This is a genomic window from Streptomyces sp. BK022 (genome assembly GCF_004217355.1).
GTDB lineage: Bacteria > Actinomycetota > Actinomycetes > Streptomycetales > Streptomycetaceae > Streptomyces > Streptomyces griseoluteus.
Genome location: NZ_SHKU01000004.1, coordinates 435371 through 450855, shown reverse-complemented (window position 1 = coordinate 450855; position 15485 = coordinate 435371). Strand labels below are relative to the sequence as shown.

Here is a 15485-nt window from a genome sequence, read left to right as displayed (position 1 = left end):
GAGTCCGGAACACGCGCACCCGCGAACGCCCTTGGGGCGCCCCGCGGTCGCCGTCCCGGCACCGGCTGCGGAGCCCCTGAGGCGGACGAGCACAAGTACCACGAGGTGGGGGCACGGCAACGCCATGGCACAGGGCACGGTCCAGGTGACGCACACCGGCACATCGCGGTGGCGGCGCCGCACGGGTGAGTACGCGTCGCTCGCGGCCGCGCTGGAGGCCGCCTCCGACGGCGACGTCCTCACCATCGCCCCCGGCACCTACCGGGAGAACCTCGTCGTGCGGCGGGAGGTGACCCTGCGGGGCCCCGACAACGCGCCGGGATCGGTGCGGATCGCCCCCGTGGACGGTGTGCCGCTGACCGTGCGGGCCTCCGCCGTGGTGCAGGGCCTGCACGTGGAGGGCCAGGACGGCGCCGCCCCGGCGCTGCTGGTGGAGGAGGGCACGCCGGAGCTGCTGGACGTGCGGATCGTGACGCGTTCCGCCTCCGGCATCGAGGTGCGCGGCGGGGCCCGGCCGACCGTGCGCCGCTGCACCGTGGACAACCCGGCCGGTATCGGTGTCCTCGTCCTCGACGGCGCCGCCGGGGTCTTCGAGGAGTGCGAGGTCGTCTCGGCCGGCCAGGCGGGCGTGGCGGTGCGCGGCGGCGGGCATCCGCGCCTGGACCGCTGCCGGGTGCACCACGCCTCGGGCACCGGACTCAGCGTGACCGGCGAGAACTCCGCGCTGGAGGCGTTCGGTTGCGAGGTGTACGAGGTGCGCGGCGCCGGGGTGCAGGTCACCCAGCGGGCCACCGCCCACCTCACCGACTGTGAGGTGCACCGCACCTCGGCGGACGGCGTCACCCTCGACACCGACGCGGTGCTGACGCTGGCCGACTGCCGTATCCACGACATCCCGGAGAACGCGGTCGACCTGCGCTCCCGCTCGGTGCTGACCCTGACCCGGACCACGGTGCGCCAGTTCGGGCGCAACGGCCTGTCGGTGTGGGACCCCGGCACGCGTGTGGACGCCAACCAGTGCGAGATCTTCGACAGCACCGGCGACTACCCGGCGGTCTGGGTGAGCGACGGCGCGACGGCCGTGCTGGACTCCTGCCGGGTGCACGACGTGCCGGACGCGCTGTTCGTGCTGGACCGGGGCTCCCGCGCGGACGTGGTGGACAGCGACCTCTCCCAGGTCCGCAACACGGCGGTCTCGGTGAGCGACGGCGCGACCGCCCAGCTCGACGACTGCCGTATCCGGGACGCCGCGACCGGCGCCTGGTTCCGGGACCACGGCAGCGGCGGCACCCTGAGCAACTGCACGGTGGACGGCACCCAGACCGGCGTGATCGTCACCAAGGGCGCCGACCCGACGATCGAGCGCTGCGCGGTGGAGAGCCCGGCCGAGGCGGGGTTCTACGTCTCGGCGGGCGGCCGGGGCAGCTTCGTCAACTGCCGGGTGACCGGCAGCGGCGGCTACGGCTTCCATGTGCTCGACGGCTGCCGTACGACGCTGCGCAGGTGCCGCACGGAGCGGTGTGTGCGCGGCGGCTACGAGTTCGCCGAGGGCGGCGGCCCGGACGCGGCCACCGGGGCCGGGCCGGTCGTGGAGGAGTGCTCCAGCGACGAGAGCGGCGCGCTGCGGCCCCCGGCGGCGCAGGACACGACGGTGCAGACGGTCCCGGCGTCCACCGGCGGGCTGCTGGGCGCCATTCCGGGGCAGCGTGCCGTGGACGCGGAGCCGTCGGCGGCGCCGCCCCTGCCGGAGCGGGAGACCCGTACGTCGAAGGCCGTGATGGGTGAACTCGACGCGCTGGTGGGCCTGGAGAGCGTCAAGCGCGAGGTGCGGGCGCTGACCGACATGATCGAGGTGGGCAGACGCCGTCAGAAGGCGGGCCTCAAGGCGGCCTCGGTGAAGCGGCACCTGGTCTTCACCGGCTCCCCCGGCACCGGCAAGACGACGGTGGCCCGGCTCTACGGGGAGATCCTGGCCGCGCTCGGGGTGCTGGAGATAGGGCATCTGGTGGAGGTGTCGCGGGTCGACCTGGTGGGCGAGCACATCGGCTCCACCGCGATCCGCACCCAGGAGGCGTTCGAACGGGCGCGGGGCGGTGTGCTGTTCATCGACGAGGCGTACGCGCTGTCCCCGGAGGACGCCGGGCGTGACTTCGGCAAGGAGGCCATCGACACCCTGGTGAAGCTGATGGAGGACCACCGGGACGCGGTCGTGGTGATCGTGGCGGGCTATACGGCGGAGATGGAGCGCTTCCTCTCGGTCAACCCAGGCGTGGCGTCCCGTTTCTCGCGGACGATCACCTTCGGGGACTACGGCCCCGAAGAGCTGCTGCGGATCGTGGAGCAGCAGGCCGAGGAGCACGAGTACCAACTCGCTTCCGGCACGGCGGAGGCTCTGCTGAAGTACTTCACGGCGCTCCCGAAGGGTCCCGCGTTCGGCAACGGCCGTACCGCGCGGCAGACGTTCGAGGGGATGGTGGAGCGGCACGCGAGCCGGGTGGCCCAGTTCGCCGACCCCAGCACCGACGACCTGACCCTGCTGTACCCGGAGGACCTGCCCGAACTGCCGTGAGGCGGCGTCAGGTCCGGTCCGGCTCCGGCCGGGGCGCGGGCAGGTCGGGGTGGAGGCGCGCCAGCAGGCGGTCGCGTTCGCGGGTGAAGACCGGGTCCTCCTGGTAGTCGGAGTGGCCGAGGATCGGCGCGGGCAGCGGGTGTTCGGGGGTACGGCCGTAGGCACGCGGGTCGGGCAGCGGCTCGTGGTCGACCTCGGTGCCGTGACCGGCGGGCAGCCGGACGGGGCCGCCGATGGGGTCGGTGCGGCGGTGGAGGTTGCGCCAGCAGCAGATGTCCCGGTGCAGGGCGGCGAGGGCGGCCGGACCGAAGTGGGCGGGGAACCAGCGCCCGTAGAGCCGTTCCAGCGGTGAGCCGTAGGTGAGCAGGGCGACGCGCTGCCGTACGGCGGGCGGCAGCTGCCAGGCCGCCGCGGCGACCAGGACGCTGCCCTGCGAGTGGCCGGAGAGGACGAGCCGGCCGCCGGTGCGCTCGGTCCAGGTCGCGGCGCGCCAGGTCAGGTCGGGCACGGCGCGCTCGGCGTAGCAGGGAGGCGCGAAGGGGTGGGCCGCGCGCGGCCAGAAGGTGCCGACGTCCCAGAGGATGCCTATGGTCCGGCGCGCCGAGGCGTCCTTGTAGGCCCGGCGCCCCCAGGTGACGAAGAGCAGGAAGCCGACGCCGACCAGCCAGGAGCCGAGCGTCTGGCAGATCTCGGCGGTGATCCGGACGGGGGTACCGGCGTCCCGGGCGGCATGGGCGGGCGCGAGCCCGGTGGCGAGGGCACCGGTGAGGGCACCCGCGCCGGCGATCAGGGTGGCGACGGAGCCGACGGCGAGGATCAGGGGCGCGCGGTCGGTGAGCGTGGCCATGGCGCGGACGTGGGCGATGCGCCTCGTGCGGTGCGGGTCCTCGGGCTCACCGGGGTGCTCGGCGCGCACCCGTCGACGCTCGGCGCGGGCGAGGCGCGCGGTCCTCCGGGCCAGTACGGCGAGCAGGACGAGGAGCACGGCGAGTACGGGCGGGATCGCGGACGCCTGCCAGGTCAGGGTGACGGGCGGCCCGGCGATCGAGGCGCGGGTGCCGTCCAGCCAGTCGGCGACGCGCTGGGCGACCCCGCCGGAGGCGACTCCGCCGAGCGCGCAGGCGAGCAGGGCGACGGCAGGGCCGCCGAGGCCGCGCATCGCGGCGCGGGCGTCGGGCAGGCGCCGGTGCAGCCGGCGGGCGACGACCGCGAGGGTGAGGACGAGGACGCCCTGGGCCAGCATGATCGTGCCGAACGCCGGGTCGCCGGGCAGCCTCCCGGCGGACTGCCAGCCGGGCCGGGACCAGCAGGCGTAGGCGACGGCGAGCAGCAGCAGAGCGAGGGCGCCGAGCGGGAGGGCGCGCAGCAGGTGGCGGTCGAGCGTCTGGTCGAGTTGGCGTTCGCTGCGGCCCCGGCGGCACACCACCGTGACGGCCACGCAGCTCCAGGCGAGGATGCCCGCGCCGAGCAGGACGCCGAGGAGGTGGAGGAGCGCGGGTCCGCCGGGGCGGAGGTCGAAGCGGGTGGCCGGCAGGGTGACGGCGGCGGCGACGGTGAGCAGCCCCGCCGCGGTGTGCGCGGCGCGGAGGCGGGCGCCGAGGCGGCGGCCGTACCAGAAGCCGGGGCGGGCCAGCGCGCCCTCGTCGGCGGCGGGTTCGGCGGTGGGGGTCAGGGGGCGGTGGGACTCGTACGCGCTCCAGGTGCGGTGGGAGAGGTACCAGAGCAGCGCGGTGAGCAGGGTGGGCGCCAGGGCGGCGAGGGCGAGCCGGCGGCCGGGCGGGCTCCACCAGCCACCACCGGAGGGGGCGGGTGAGAGGAAGGTGAGCCACGTGTGGCGGCCTGCGCAGGCGCGGGCACCGGCGCACTGCCACGCCACCAGGTCCAGAGCGACCTCGCAGGCGGCGGCGACCAGGAGCACGGTCAGTGTGAGCGCGGCCAGGCGGACGAGGAGTCCGTAGAAGCGGACCGAGCGGCCGGGGCGCTCGGCGGAGGGGCGCATCCAGTGGGCGAGGTTGACCACCATGAAGGGCACCAGCAGCAGCCACAGGGCGCGGGTGCCGTTGCCGGAGGTGAGGTTGCACCAGACGTACGCCTCGCGTACCGGGCCCTCGCCGGGGCGTTCGTCCAGGGCGGGTCCCGCTCCCCCGGCGGACTCGGGTACGTCCTCGGCGCGGCGGTAGACGGCGGCCGTGTCGTCGCCGGTGACGCGGACGGTGCGGGGATCGGCGAGCATCTTCTCGGGGGTGGTGCCGCCGACGCCGTGCACCAGGAGTTCCAGGCCGCGTTCCGCCGTCGCGGCCGCCGGGACCGGCGGGGCCGTGAGGGCCGGCCGGGGCTCGGTGATGCGTTCCCGCGCGTGTTCCACTTGTCGTCCGCACTTCCGTCGTCACCTGAGGGGTCTCAAGTCCGTGCGGGCTTCAGGTTCTCCGTTTCCGGGGTGGCGTACACCTGGCGGCGGGGCTTGTCACGGAATCTCCCCGATCCGGGTGACCACGGCGGCCATGGTGTCCGTACACATGTGCGCGTCCCCTCTGCGTGCGTGGTGACAGCCAGTGGCGCGCCCCATGGCGGCCCGTGACAAGATGAGACGCCGACGCATGTGGTGGGGGCCCGGGATCGGGCAGGTCACCGCGGGCGCGCCAGGCGGCTCGGACAGGTGTGGCGAAAGGACCGGAGCGTACGTGAGCGAGAATCAGAACCTCCTCGCGGAGCAGCGGCGCGCTCTGATCGTGGACGAGGTCCGGCGGCGGGGCGGTGTCCGGGTCAATGAACTGACCCGTCAACTGGGCGTCTCGGACATGACCGTGCGCCGCGATCTGGACGCGCTGGCCCGGCAGGGTGTGCTGGAGAAGGTGCACGGCGGCGCCGTCCCGGTGGTCGAGGCGAGCACGCACGAGCCGGGGTTCGAGGCCAAGTCCGGCCTGGAGCCGACCGCCAAGGAGGAGATCGCGCGGGCGGCCGCGCGCCTGGTGGTACCGGGTTCGGCGATCGCGCTGTCCGGCGGTACGACCACCTACACGCTGGCCCGGCAGCTCCTGGAGGTGCCCGACCTGACGGTGGTGACGAACTCGGTGCGGGTCGCGGACGTCTTCCACACCGCGCAGCGCACCTCGGGCCGGCGGCCGGGCGCGGCCACGGTGGTGCTGACCGGCGGGGTGCGCACCCCCTCCGACTCCCTGGTGGGGCCGGTCGCGGACCGCGCCATCGCCGCGCTCCACTTCGATCTGCTGTTCCTCGGCGTGCACGGCATATCGGCGGAGGCGGGGTTGTCCACGCCGAACCTCGCCGAGGCGGAGACCAACCGGCAGTTGGTGCGCTCGGCGCGCCGGGTCGTGGTGGTCGCCGACCACACCAAGTGGGGCACGGTGGGCCTTAGTTCGTTCGCCGCGCTGGACGACGTGGACACGCTCGTCACGGACGGCGGGCTGCCCGCCGAGGCCCGTGCCGAGATCTCCGAACGGCTGCGGCGGCTGGTGGTGGCCGGTGAGCCGGAGGACGACGAGGAGCCCGAGGGCCCCGAGGAGGACTGACGGCGCCCGGTGGCGCCCCCGCCCCGGTTCCCGGTGGCATCCCCGCCTCAGTCCGGCCACACCCCCGTGGCCAGCAGCGACTCGATCGCGGTCGTGTACGGCCCGATGTCGAGGTTCTGCTCCTCCAGCCAGCTGTCCGAGTAGTACTTGTCGAGGTAGCGGTCACCGGGATCGCACAGCAGGGTGACCACACTGCCGTTCCGGCCCTCGGCCACCATCTCGGAGACGATCTTCAGCGCGCTCCACAGCCCGGTCCCGGTGGACCCGCCCGCCTTGCGCCCCAGCGCCCGTTCCAGCGCGCGTACGGCTGCCACGCTCGCGGCGTCCGGGACCTTCATCATGCGGTCGATCGCGCCGGGCACGAAGCTGGGCTCCATACGCGGCCGCCCGATCCCCTCGATGCGGGAGCCGCAGTCGCAGGTGACGTCCGGGTCGCCGGTGGTCCAGCCTTCGAAGAAGCAGGAGTTCTCGGGGTCGGCCACACAGACCCGGGTGTCGTGCTGGAGGTAGTGCACATAGCGGGCGAGGGTCGCCGAGGTGCCGCCGGTGCCGGCCGTGGCGACGATCCAGGCGGGCACCGGGTACCGCTCCAGCGCGAGCTGCCGGAAGATCGACTCGGCGATGTTGTTGTTGCCGCGCCAGTCGGTGGCGCGCTCGGCATAGGTGAACTGGTCCATGAAGTGGCCGCCGGTCTCGGCCGCGAGCCGCGCCGACTCGGCGTACATGGTGCGCGGGTCGTCCACGAAGTGGCAGCGGCCGCCGTGGAACTCGATGAGCCGGCACTTCTCGGCGCTGGTGGTACGCGGCATCACGGCGATGAACGGCACGCCGATCAGGGACGCGAAGTACGCCTCGGACACGGCGGTCGAGCCGCTGGACGCCTCGATCACCGGGCGGCCGGGGCGAATCCAGCCGTTGCACAGGCCGTAGAGGAAGAGGGAGCGGGCGAGGCGGTGCTTGAGGCTGCCGGTGGGGTGGGTCGACTCGTCCTTGAGATAGAGGTCGACGCCCCATTCCTCGGGCAGGGGGAAGCGCAGCAGATGCGTGTCCGCCGAGCGATTCGCGTCCGCTTGGACCTTGCGTACGGCTTCTTTCAGCCAGTCCCGGTAGGCCGCGTCGCTGCGGTCGACATCGAGGGTGGCGCCGGTCCGGGCCGGTGGGGTGGTGCTCACGGCGGGGCTCCTTACGCTGGGCGCCGACGACGCCCAGCGCGGTCGGCAGCCCGATCATAGGCATCAGTCGCACCGCTTCTCACCTGCATCAACGCATCTTTGAGCCACTCAAAGGGAGCCTGGGGCACACCCGTACGAGGGGCGCGGGGGCGCATTGGCGCGAGTGCTCCAGCGCCACGTGCGCCCCGTCCGCGCGCACTGGTGCTCCCGTCCGCGCCGGGGCAGACTGCACCGCGTGGACCGGCCGCCGTGCGGGGGCCGGTGGACCGGCAGGCGCGAGGGGGCGGTACGGGATGGCGGAGCCGGAGTTCACGGCGAGAGGCGTGCGCATCGGCAAGGGGGTGCGCTCGCTGACGCGGGCGGGCCGGGTCCGGGTCGGCGACGGCAGGGTGGCACTGCTCACCAGCGAGGGCAGCGAGATCGACAGCGCCCCCGTCGGGACCGTACGTGCCTCCAGACCGTGGTTCGCCCCGCAAGGGCGGGCGCAGGCCGAGCTGAACGGCCGGCGCTACCAACTCACGCTCACCGAGCGTGACGCCGCCCCCGGTGAGCCGGGGCCGCCCGCTGCCAGCCGGTTCGTCGACGCGGTGCGCCGCGCGGCCGGCCGGGGTGGCTGACCTGCGGGCCACCGTGGCGAGTTGCGGGAGGGCGGGCACTGCGGCACGCTGATCTCACGTCACTCTGGGTTTACCGGAGGTAACGCTGCGGACCAGCCCGTCGGCCTCGACGGCGGCGGTCACAGGGACGCCGGCGCCCTCCCGGATTTCCGTTGTTCTCCGTGTTCCTCCGGTCAATCCGGACCTCACACCGGGGAGTCGCAGCCGTGATCAGTCACCCGAACAGGCACTGCACGGTGGAGCTCCAAGCCCTGCCGTCGCGGATCGGCCAGGTCCGCAGAATCGTATCTGCGCAGTTGCGCTACTGGCGTCTGGACCCCTTGATAGACCGCGCCGCGCTCGGTGTGACCGAGTTGCTGAGCAACGTCCACCGACATGCCCGGCCCGACAAGTCGTGCGTCGTGGAACTGGAGTTCCAGTCCGACCGGCTCACCGTCTCCGTCCGCGACCGCGATCCACGTCTTCCCGTGGTGGCCGACAGCGCCGGGGCTTCGGACGCCGGACCCCTCGCGACCTGCGGGCGGGGGCTGGTGATGGTGGCCGCCGTCAGCGAGAGCTGGGGGTGCCGGCCGGACGGCGAGGACGGCAAGGTCGTGTGGTTCGCGCTGTCCGCGACCGCGGCCCCGCGTCCACCGGCGCCGAAGCCGCTCCGGGCGGCGGAGCTGCGGCCCGAGCCCGCGCCGCTCACCGTTCAGCCACCGGTCCGCGCACCCGAACCCGTCGTGGTCCACGCCCCGGCGCCCGAGCCCTCGGTGGCGCACGGTCCGGCCCGCTCCCCCGAGCCCGCCGTGGCCCACGCGCCGGCCGGCACCCCGGCACCGGAACCCGCCCTGGCCCACGCGGCAGCCGAGCCCCTGGCCCCTGAACCGGCACCGCCCGTGGTGGCGGCAGCGGCTTCCGCGACGTCGGCCGTCCCCGGCTGACCGAACGGAACGCGTGCCCGGTACCGCGCCCGAGCGCCGTACCGGGCCGCCCTACGCCCCGAGGTACCGCCCTGCCGCCAACTCCAGGTAGGACGCCGACGGGCCGGGCAGTGCCCGGAGTTCGGACAACGAGCCGATCAACTCCACCCGGTCGAACTCCGGTTCCACCCCCGCGGCGACCTCGGCCCGCGCCGATCGCGCGTGCCGGTCCCGTAGTTCGGAGGCGGGACGCGGCGGGGCGACGAAGAGGAATCCCAGGCTGCCCCGCGCGTCGAGGACCACCGGGCCCGGTACGAGGGCGTGGGCGGCGGTGTCGGAGCCGGTCTCCTCGGCCAGTTCGCGGGCCGCGTGGGACCGGAGCAGACCGAGGTCCAACGCGGCTCCGTCGCCTGGAGGTTCGAGCGTGCCGCCGGGCGGCTGCCACAGGCCGGGGGCCGATGTGGTGGGCGACATCCGCCCCACCAGCAGGCGCCCGTCGTCAGAGGGCTGGAGCACCGCCACGAACAGCGCCGCCACGGCCGGCGCGTCCGGCAGCCCGCGCAGGCCGCGGTAGCGGTACGTCAGCCTCGTCCAGGAGACCGACAGGCCGCCCGCGCCGTCCCGTTCGTATCCGGCGAGCGCGGCCACCGGACCGTCGAACAGGGCCGGGTTGGCGGTCACGGCGGCGGCCCAGCGGTGGTCCATCGCCGTCCGCTGGGCGGCGGTGAGGCCGGGCGGGGCGGTCTCCTCGAAGCGGAGGCGGGAGACCTCCCACAGCTCCGCCGTCACCGCAGGGCCGCGAGCGGGTCGTCGAGCACCGGCTGCCAGGCGAGTTCGGCGGCCCCGACCAGGCTGTCGTGGTCCAGGGTGCACGGCAGGATGGGCACGCTGCCGCTCTGTCCCCACAGGCTGCGCTCGGCCACCACGGCGCGCAGCCGCTCGGGGTCCGCGTCGAGCAGGCCCCGGTGCAGTCCGCCGAGGATGACGCGGTCGGGGTTGAGGATGTTGACCAGCCCCGCCAGCCCCAGCCCGAGCCGGTCGATCAGGGTCTCGGCGGCGGCGCGTACGGCGGGCTCGGCGTACCGGGTGCGCAGCAGTTCGTCGGCCTGGGCGAGGAGGGACACCTCGGGGCCGGGCTCGAGCCCGGCCTCCGTGAGGAGGGCGAGCGGGTCGGCCTCGACGTCGAGACAGCCCCGGCTGCCGCAGTGGCAGACACGGCCCTCGGGGTTGACGGTGAGGTGGCCCACCTCCAGGGCGAGACCCGAACTCCCGGTGTGCAGGCGGCCGTCGAGGACGAGCGCGCCGCCGACACCCCGGTGCCCGGTGGCCACGACCAGCAGGTGCCGGGCGCCCCGGCCCGCGCCGTGCCGGTGTTCGGCGAGGGCGGCGAGGTTGACGTCGTTGCCCGCGAAGGCGGGCCCGGTGATCCCGGCGGCGTGCACGAGGTCGGCGAAGATGCGGCGCACCGGTTCCCCGGCCGGCCAGGCCAGGTGGAGGGGGTTGAGGGCGAGCCCGTCGGGTTCGGCGACGGCGGACGGCACGGCGAGCCCGGCGCCCACGCAGCGGCGGCCCGTGGCCCGCAGCAGGTCGGCGCCCGCCTCCACCACCGCGCCGAGCACCTTGGCGGGGTCGGCGTCGACGGCCTCGCAGCCGGGCGTGGTCGCCACGATCCGTCCGCCGAGGCCGACCAGGGCGGCCCGGAAGCCGTCCGTGTGCACCTGCGCGGCCAGCGCGACGGGCCCGTCCTCGGCGACCTCCAGCCGGTGCGACGGGCGGCCCTGGGAACCCGCGGGGGCACTGGGGCGGGCGTCGACCCTGATCAGGCCGAGCGCCTCCAGTTCGGCGGCGACCGCACCGGCGGTGGCGCGGGTGACGCCGAGTTCGGCGGTGAGGACGGCGCGGGTCGGGGCGCGTTTGGTGTGCACCAGCTCCAGCGCGGGGCCGAGGGCACCGCGTCCCCGGTCCAGCCGCGCCCGTGAGATGGGTCCTGCCCCCGACTTCCGGGGGTCCGCCATACCGCTCATGGGGGCGAGTCTCGCATGATCCGCGCCGGCCCGGACCTGTCTCGTGACCGATGTGACATGGTCAGCCCGCGGGGGCTGCCAGGCCGCTCACCCGCAGGGTGATGTTGAGCCGTCCGGTCAGGCCCAGCCAGGCCGGCGCGGTGCCGGGGAGCACACGCGGGACGCCGTGGAAGGCGAGGCGGGAGGGGCCGCCGAAGACGAAGAGGTCACCGCTGCGCAGCTCCACGTCGGTGTAGGGGCGGGTGCGGGTCTCGGTGTTGCCGAAGCGGAACACGCAGGTGTCGCCCAGGCTGAGGGAGACCACCGGGGCCTCGGAGCGTTCGTCGCCGTCGCGGTGCATACCCATGCGGGCGTCGCCGTCGTAGAAGTTGATCAGGGCGATGTCGTAGGGGTCGCCGGGGACCGCGTCCGGGCCGAGGGCGTCGGCGACCGCGTTCCTGGCCAGCTCGTCGAGCCAGGCCGGGAAGGGTTTGACCGGAGCGTCGTCGCCATCGACGACGGTGCGCGCGTAGGCGTAGGGGTACCAGTGCCAGCCGAGGCTGACCTGCCGGGCGGTCATGGTGCCGCCGCCGGGGGTGCGGACGGTGCGCAGTCCGGCCGGCGGACGGGCCCACTCGCGGCAGGCGGTGAGCAGCGCGCGCTGCCGTTCCTCGTCCAGCCAGTGCGGGACGTGCACGGCGCCCGGCGCGGCTTCGGTCCGCTCCCTGGGGAAGAGTTCCACGTCCATGCGTCCATTTTCCCCCAGGGCAGGGGTGTCCCGTCGGTCAGGCCGAACGCCGCGGGCCCGGCCTGACCGACGGGACGCCCCCTGAGCGGCCGACCGGGCCTGAGCTGGGGCTCCGCTAGCCTGGGGGGCGATGAACGACCGCATGACGACTCCGTGGGGCGAGACCGAGCTGTCCCGTTTCCCCGACGACCCCCGCGACCGGCTGCGTGCCTGGGACGCCTCCGACGCGTATCTGCTGCGGCATCTGGCCGGGGAAGGGGTGGATCTGTCGGGCGAGGTCGTGGTGCTCGGCGACCGCTGGGGCGCGCTGGCGACGGCGCTCGCCGCGCACCGGCCGACGCAGATCACCGACTCCTTCCTGAGCCAGGAGGCCACGCGGGCCAACCTGGCGCGGGCCGGGGTCGGTCCCGGGGCGGTACGGCTGCTGACCACGCAGGACCCGGTGCCGGAGCGGGTGGACGTGCTGCTGGTGCGCGTGCCCAAGAGCCTGGCGCTGCTGGAGGACCAGCTGCTGCGGCTGGCGCCCTCGGTGCACGCGGGGACGGTGGTGATCGGCACCGGCATGGTGAAGGAGATCCACACCTCCACGCTCAAGCTGTTCGAGCGGGTTCTCGGGCCGACCCGCACCTCGCTGGCCGAGCAGAAGGCCCGGCTGATCTTCTGCGCCCCGGACCCCGCGCTCGTCGTGGCGGACAACCCGTGGCCCTACGGCTACACCCTGCCGGACGGGATCGGGGCGGCGTCGGGACGGCCGGTGGTCAATCACGCGGGCGTCTTCTGCGCCGACCGGCTGGACATCGGCACCCGGTTCCTGCTGGGACACCTGCCCGAGACACGCGGGCGCCGGGTGGTGGACCTCGGCTGCGGCAACGGCGTGGTGGGTACGGCGGTGGCGCTGGCCGACCCGGAGGCCGAGGTCCTGTTCGTGGACGAGTCGTTCCAGGCCGTCGCCTCGGCCGAGGCCACGTACAAGGCGAACGGGGTGCCGGGGCACGCGGAGTTCCGGGTCGGGGACGGGCTGGCCGGGGTGGCGTCCGGCAGCGTGGACCTGGTGCTGAACAACCCGCCCTTCCACTCCCACCAGGCCACCAGCGACGCCACGGCCTGGCGGATGTTCACCGGCGCCGAGCGCGCCCTGCGGCCGGGCGGCGAGCTGTGGGTGATCGGCAACCGGCACCTGGGCTACCACGTGAAGCTGAAGCGGCTGTTCGGCAACTGTGAACTGGTGGCCGGCAACCCCAAGTTCGTGGTGCTGAAGGCGGTCAAGAAGGGCTGACGTCCGCCCGGGCGAGTACCCGGATGATCCGGGCCACCTCGTCGGCCATGGCCGTCCGGCCGCCGGCGAGGTAGGTGCGGGGGTCCACGGCCCCGGGGTGCCGTCCGAGATGCTCGCGGACCGCTCGGGTGAGGGCCGCGTTGAGGGCGGTGCCGACGTTGACCTTGCCGATGCCGCCCTCGACCGCCCTGACCAGCTCGTCGTCCGGCACGCCCGAGGAGCCGTGCAGCACCAGGGGTACGCCCAGTCCGGCGGCGAGCCGCTTGAGCAGGGCGTGGTCCAGGGACGCGGTGCGGGTGGTCATGGCGTGGGTGCTGCCGACGGCCACGGCGAGCGCGTCGACACCGGTCCGCGCGACGAAGTCCCGCGCCTCGGCGGGGTCGGTACGGGCGCCGGGGGCGTGGGCGTCCAGCGGCGGTCTGCCGTCCTTGCCGCCTATCTGGCCCAACTCGGCCTCGATCCAGAGACCTCGGGCATGCGCCCAGTCGGCGGCCGCGTGCGTGGCGGCCAGGTTCTCGGCGTAGGGCAGGCGCGCGGCGTCGTACATCACCGAGCTGAACCCGGCGTCGGGGGCGCGGCGCAGAAGGTCGTCGCTCTGGACGTGGTCGAGGTGCAATGCCACGGGTACGGCGGCCTGTTCGGCGGCGCAGACGGCGGCGCGGGCGAGGGGCCGGAGGTGGCCGCTCCTGAACTTGACCGCGTTCTCGCTCACTTGGAGCACGACGGGCGCTCCGGCCGCCTCGGCTCCCACGACGACGGCCTCGATGTGTTCGAGGGTGATGATGTTGAACGCGGCCACGGCGGTGCGGAGCCGGGCCGCTCGGGTGATCAGTTCACCGGTGGTGGTGAGGGGCACGGCGGCTGGTCCCTTCCGTGTTCAGGGGGCGAGGATCACCGAGCGGGTGAGATGGCGGGGCCGGTCGGGGTCGAGTCCCCGGGCGGCGGCCACGGCGACGGCGAGACGCTGGACGCGGATCAGTTCGGCGAGCGGATCGAGTCCGCCCTCGATCCACGACGCGCCGGTGGCGCGCACCTGTTCGGCGAGCCCCTCGGGCGCCGGACCGAGCGTCCAGGTCGCGGTGTCCTCGCCGCTGATGCTGATCGGGCCGTGCCGGTACTCCATCGCCGGGTACGCCTCGGTCCAGGACAGCGAGGCCTCGCGCATCTTCAGCGCCGCCTCGTTCGCCAGTCCCACGGTCCAGCCCCGGCCGAGGAAGGTGAACTCCCGCCGCTTCACCAGTCCTTCGGGCAGTGGGACGGTGAGGGCCGCGCGGGCGTCGGCGACGGCGGCCGGGGTGTGCAGCCCGAGGTGGGCGCGGAGCAGGGTGAGGGCCGTGGTGGCGAACCGGGTCTGCACGACGGAGCGTTCGTCGGCGTGGTCGAGGACCACCAGTTCGTCGGCGGCCCGGCGTATGGGTGTCCCGGGATCGGCGGTGATCGCGGTGGTGCGTGCCGTGCCCTTCAACTGGGCCAGCAGGTCCAGCACTTCGGTGGTGGTGCCCGAGCGGGTGAGGGCGATGACCTGGTCGTAGGACCGGCCGCGCGGGAACTCCGAGGCGGCGAAGGCGTCCGTCTCGCCCTGCCCGGCGTCCTCGCGCAGCGCGGCCACGGCCTGCGCCATGAAGTACGAGGTCCCGCAGCCGACGACCGCGACCCGCTCCCCCGGCACCGGCAGAGCCGCCCGGTACCGGTCCGCCTCCCGTGCCGCCCGCTCCCAGCACTCCGGCTGGCTGTTCAGCTCGTCCTCGACATGGATCATGCCACACCCTCCCCAGGCTGATCGTTCATGCAAGATACTGCCGACTTTCGAGCACGATCAAGCATCAGGACGTAGATCGGCGGTGCGTTAGGGTCGCCGGGAGAGCACAGGAACGGAGACCCGATGGCGCGGGAGACCCGCTGGCAGGCACTGCTGGAACTCCTCGCGGAGCGAGGCCGGCTGGAGGTCGAGGAGGCGGCGGCCGAGCTGGCGGTGTCGGCGGCGACGATCCGCCGGGACCTCGACGGGCTGGCCGAGCAGCGGATGCTCGTACGCACGCGGGGCGGGGCGGTGGCGCACGGCGTGTCGTACGAGCTGCCGCTGCGCTACAAGACGGCCCGGCACGCCTCCGAGAAGCAGCGGATCGCGGCGGCGGTGGCGGATCTGGTGGCGCCGGGCGAGGCGGTGGGGCTGACCGGGGGCACGACGACCACGGAGGTGGCCCGCGCGCTGGCCCTGCGTCCCGATCTGGCCGCCGGCTCGCCCGCGTTGACCGTGGTCACCAACGCGCTGAACATCGCCGGGGAACTCGCCGTGCGGCCGCAGTTCAAGATCGTGGTGACCGGCGGGGTCGCGCGTCCGCAGTCGTTCGAGCTGGTCGGGCCACTCGCCGACGGGGTGCTCGGCGGGGTCACGCTGGACGTGGCGGTGCTCGGGGTGGGCGCCTTCGACCCGGTGCACGGCGCGGCGGCGCACGACGAGTCGGAGGCGGCGGTCAACCGGCTGCTGTGCGAGCGCGCCGAGCGGGTGGTGGTCGCGGCCGACTCCAGCAAGCTTCAGCGGCGGGCGTTCGCCCGGATCTGCGGCCCGGAGCCGGTGGACACCCTGGTGACGGACGCATCGGTCGCCCCGGAGACGGTGCGCCGGTTCGAGGAGGCGGGCGTGCGGGTGCTGGCCGTCTGAGCCGTC

12 protein-coding genes and 1 pseudogene are annotated in these 15485 nt (G+C 74.4%); 6 read left to right on the top strand and 7 right to left on the bottom strand.

Features of this window, described 5'->3' with window-relative positions:
- The first annotated feature begins 124 nt into the window (after positions 1-124).
- Positions 125-2569: a right-handed parallel beta-helix repeat-containing protein gene (locus EV284_RS18800; RefSeq protein ID WP_130335599.1), complete on the top strand. Its 2445-nt coding sequence runs from the start codon at positions 125-127 to the stop codon at positions 2567-2569.
- A 7-nt stretch (positions 2570-2576) separates the two neighbouring features.
- Here the strand turns inward: EV284_RS18800 and EV284_RS18795 are convergent, their stop codons facing one another.
- Positions 2577-4847, bottom strand: a complete 2271-nt coding sequence (locus tag EV284_RS18795) for a hypothetical protein (protein WP_242625758.1) — start codon at positions 4845-4847, stop codon at positions 2577-2579.
- Between the two features lie 403 nt (positions 4848-5250).
- Here EV284_RS18795 and EV284_RS18790 point away from each other — a divergent pair, with 403 nt between their 5' ends.
- A complete protein-coding gene (locus EV284_RS18790; RefSeq protein ID WP_130335595.1) occupies positions 5251-6099 on the top strand; it encodes a DeoR/GlpR family DNA-binding transcription regulator in 849 nt (282 codons plus the stop codon).
- Between the two features lie 47 nt (positions 6100-6146).
- Here EV284_RS18790 and EV284_RS18785 read toward each other — a convergent pair whose 3' ends face one another.
- Entirely contained in the window at positions 6147-7271 is a 1125-nt protein-coding gene (locus EV284_RS18785) for a PLP-dependent cysteine synthase family protein (protein ID WP_130335593.1), read from the bottom strand.
- Positions 7272-7564: 293 nt separating this feature from the next.
- Between EV284_RS18785 and EV284_RS18780 the strand changes: the two genes are divergently transcribed.
- On the top strand, positions 7565-7888 hold the full coding sequence (locus tag EV284_RS18780) for a hypothetical protein (RefSeq protein ID WP_130335591.1): 324 nt from the start codon (positions 7565-7567) through the stop codon (positions 7886-7888).
- A gap of 206 nt (positions 7889-8094) precedes the next feature.
- Positions 8095-8505: pseudogene (locus EV284_RS33300) on the top strand (ATP-binding protein); the annotation flags it as partial.
- 357 nt (positions 8506-8862) lie between these two features.
- Here the strand turns inward: EV284_RS33300 and EV284_RS18770 are convergent.
- The 3 genes from EV284_RS18770 to EV284_RS18760 all read right to left on the bottom strand — a co-directional run bounded on the left by EV284_RS18770 (position 8863) and on the right by EV284_RS18760 (position 11541).
- The gene (locus EV284_RS18770; RefSeq protein ID WP_130335589.1) at positions 8863-9579 is read right to left on the bottom strand and encodes an NUDIX domain-containing protein; all 717 of its coding nucleotides are present in this window, start codon (positions 9577-9579) and stop codon (positions 8863-8865) included.
- Complete coding sequence (locus tag EV284_RS18765) at positions 9576-10814, bottom strand: ROK family protein (RefSeq protein ID WP_130335587.1); 1239 nt, start codon at positions 10812-10814, stop codon at positions 9576-9578. The genes EV284_RS18770 and EV284_RS18765 overlap by 4 nt, the downstream gene beginning before the upstream one ends.
- Before the next feature lie 61 nt (positions 10815-10875).
- Positions 10876-11541 carry an alpha-ketoglutarate-dependent dioxygenase AlkB gene (locus tag EV284_RS18760; RefSeq protein ID WP_130335585.1) on the bottom strand — a complete coding sequence of 222 codons (666 nt, stop codon included), beginning with the start codon at positions 11539-11541 and terminating at the stop codon, positions 10876-10878.
- Positions 11542-11683: 142 nt separating this feature from the next.
- Here EV284_RS18760 and EV284_RS18755 point away from each other — a divergent pair, with 142 nt between their 5' ends.
- Positions 11684-12817, top strand: a complete 1134-nt coding sequence (locus EV284_RS18755; RefSeq protein WP_130336431.1) for a methyltransferase — start codon at positions 11684-11686, stop codon at positions 12815-12817.
- On the opposite strand, the gene EV284_RS18750 is transcribed toward EV284_RS18755, so the two are convergent.
- The gene (locus EV284_RS18750) at positions 12804-13673 is read right to left on the bottom strand and encodes a class II fructose-bisphosphate aldolase (RefSeq protein ID WP_130335583.1); all 870 of its coding nucleotides are present in this window, start codon (positions 13671-13673) and stop codon (positions 12804-12806) included. The two genes, EV284_RS18755 and EV284_RS18750, sit on opposite strands and share 14 nt — an antisense overlap.
- Positions 13674-13694: 21 nt before the next feature.
- Complete coding sequence (locus tag EV284_RS18745) at positions 13695-14576, bottom strand: SIS domain-containing protein (RefSeq protein ID WP_130335581.1); 882 nt, start codon at positions 14574-14576, stop codon at positions 13695-13697.
- Positions 14577-14699: 123 nt separating this feature from the next.
- On the opposite strand from EV284_RS18745, the gene EV284_RS18740 reads away from it, so the two are divergent.
- Positions 14700-15479 carry a DeoR/GlpR family DNA-binding transcription regulator gene (locus EV284_RS18740; protein WP_130335579.1) on the top strand — a complete coding sequence of 260 codons (780 nt, stop codon included), beginning with the start codon at positions 14700-14702 and terminating at the stop codon, positions 15477-15479.
- Positions 15480-15485: the final 6 nt, after the last annotated feature.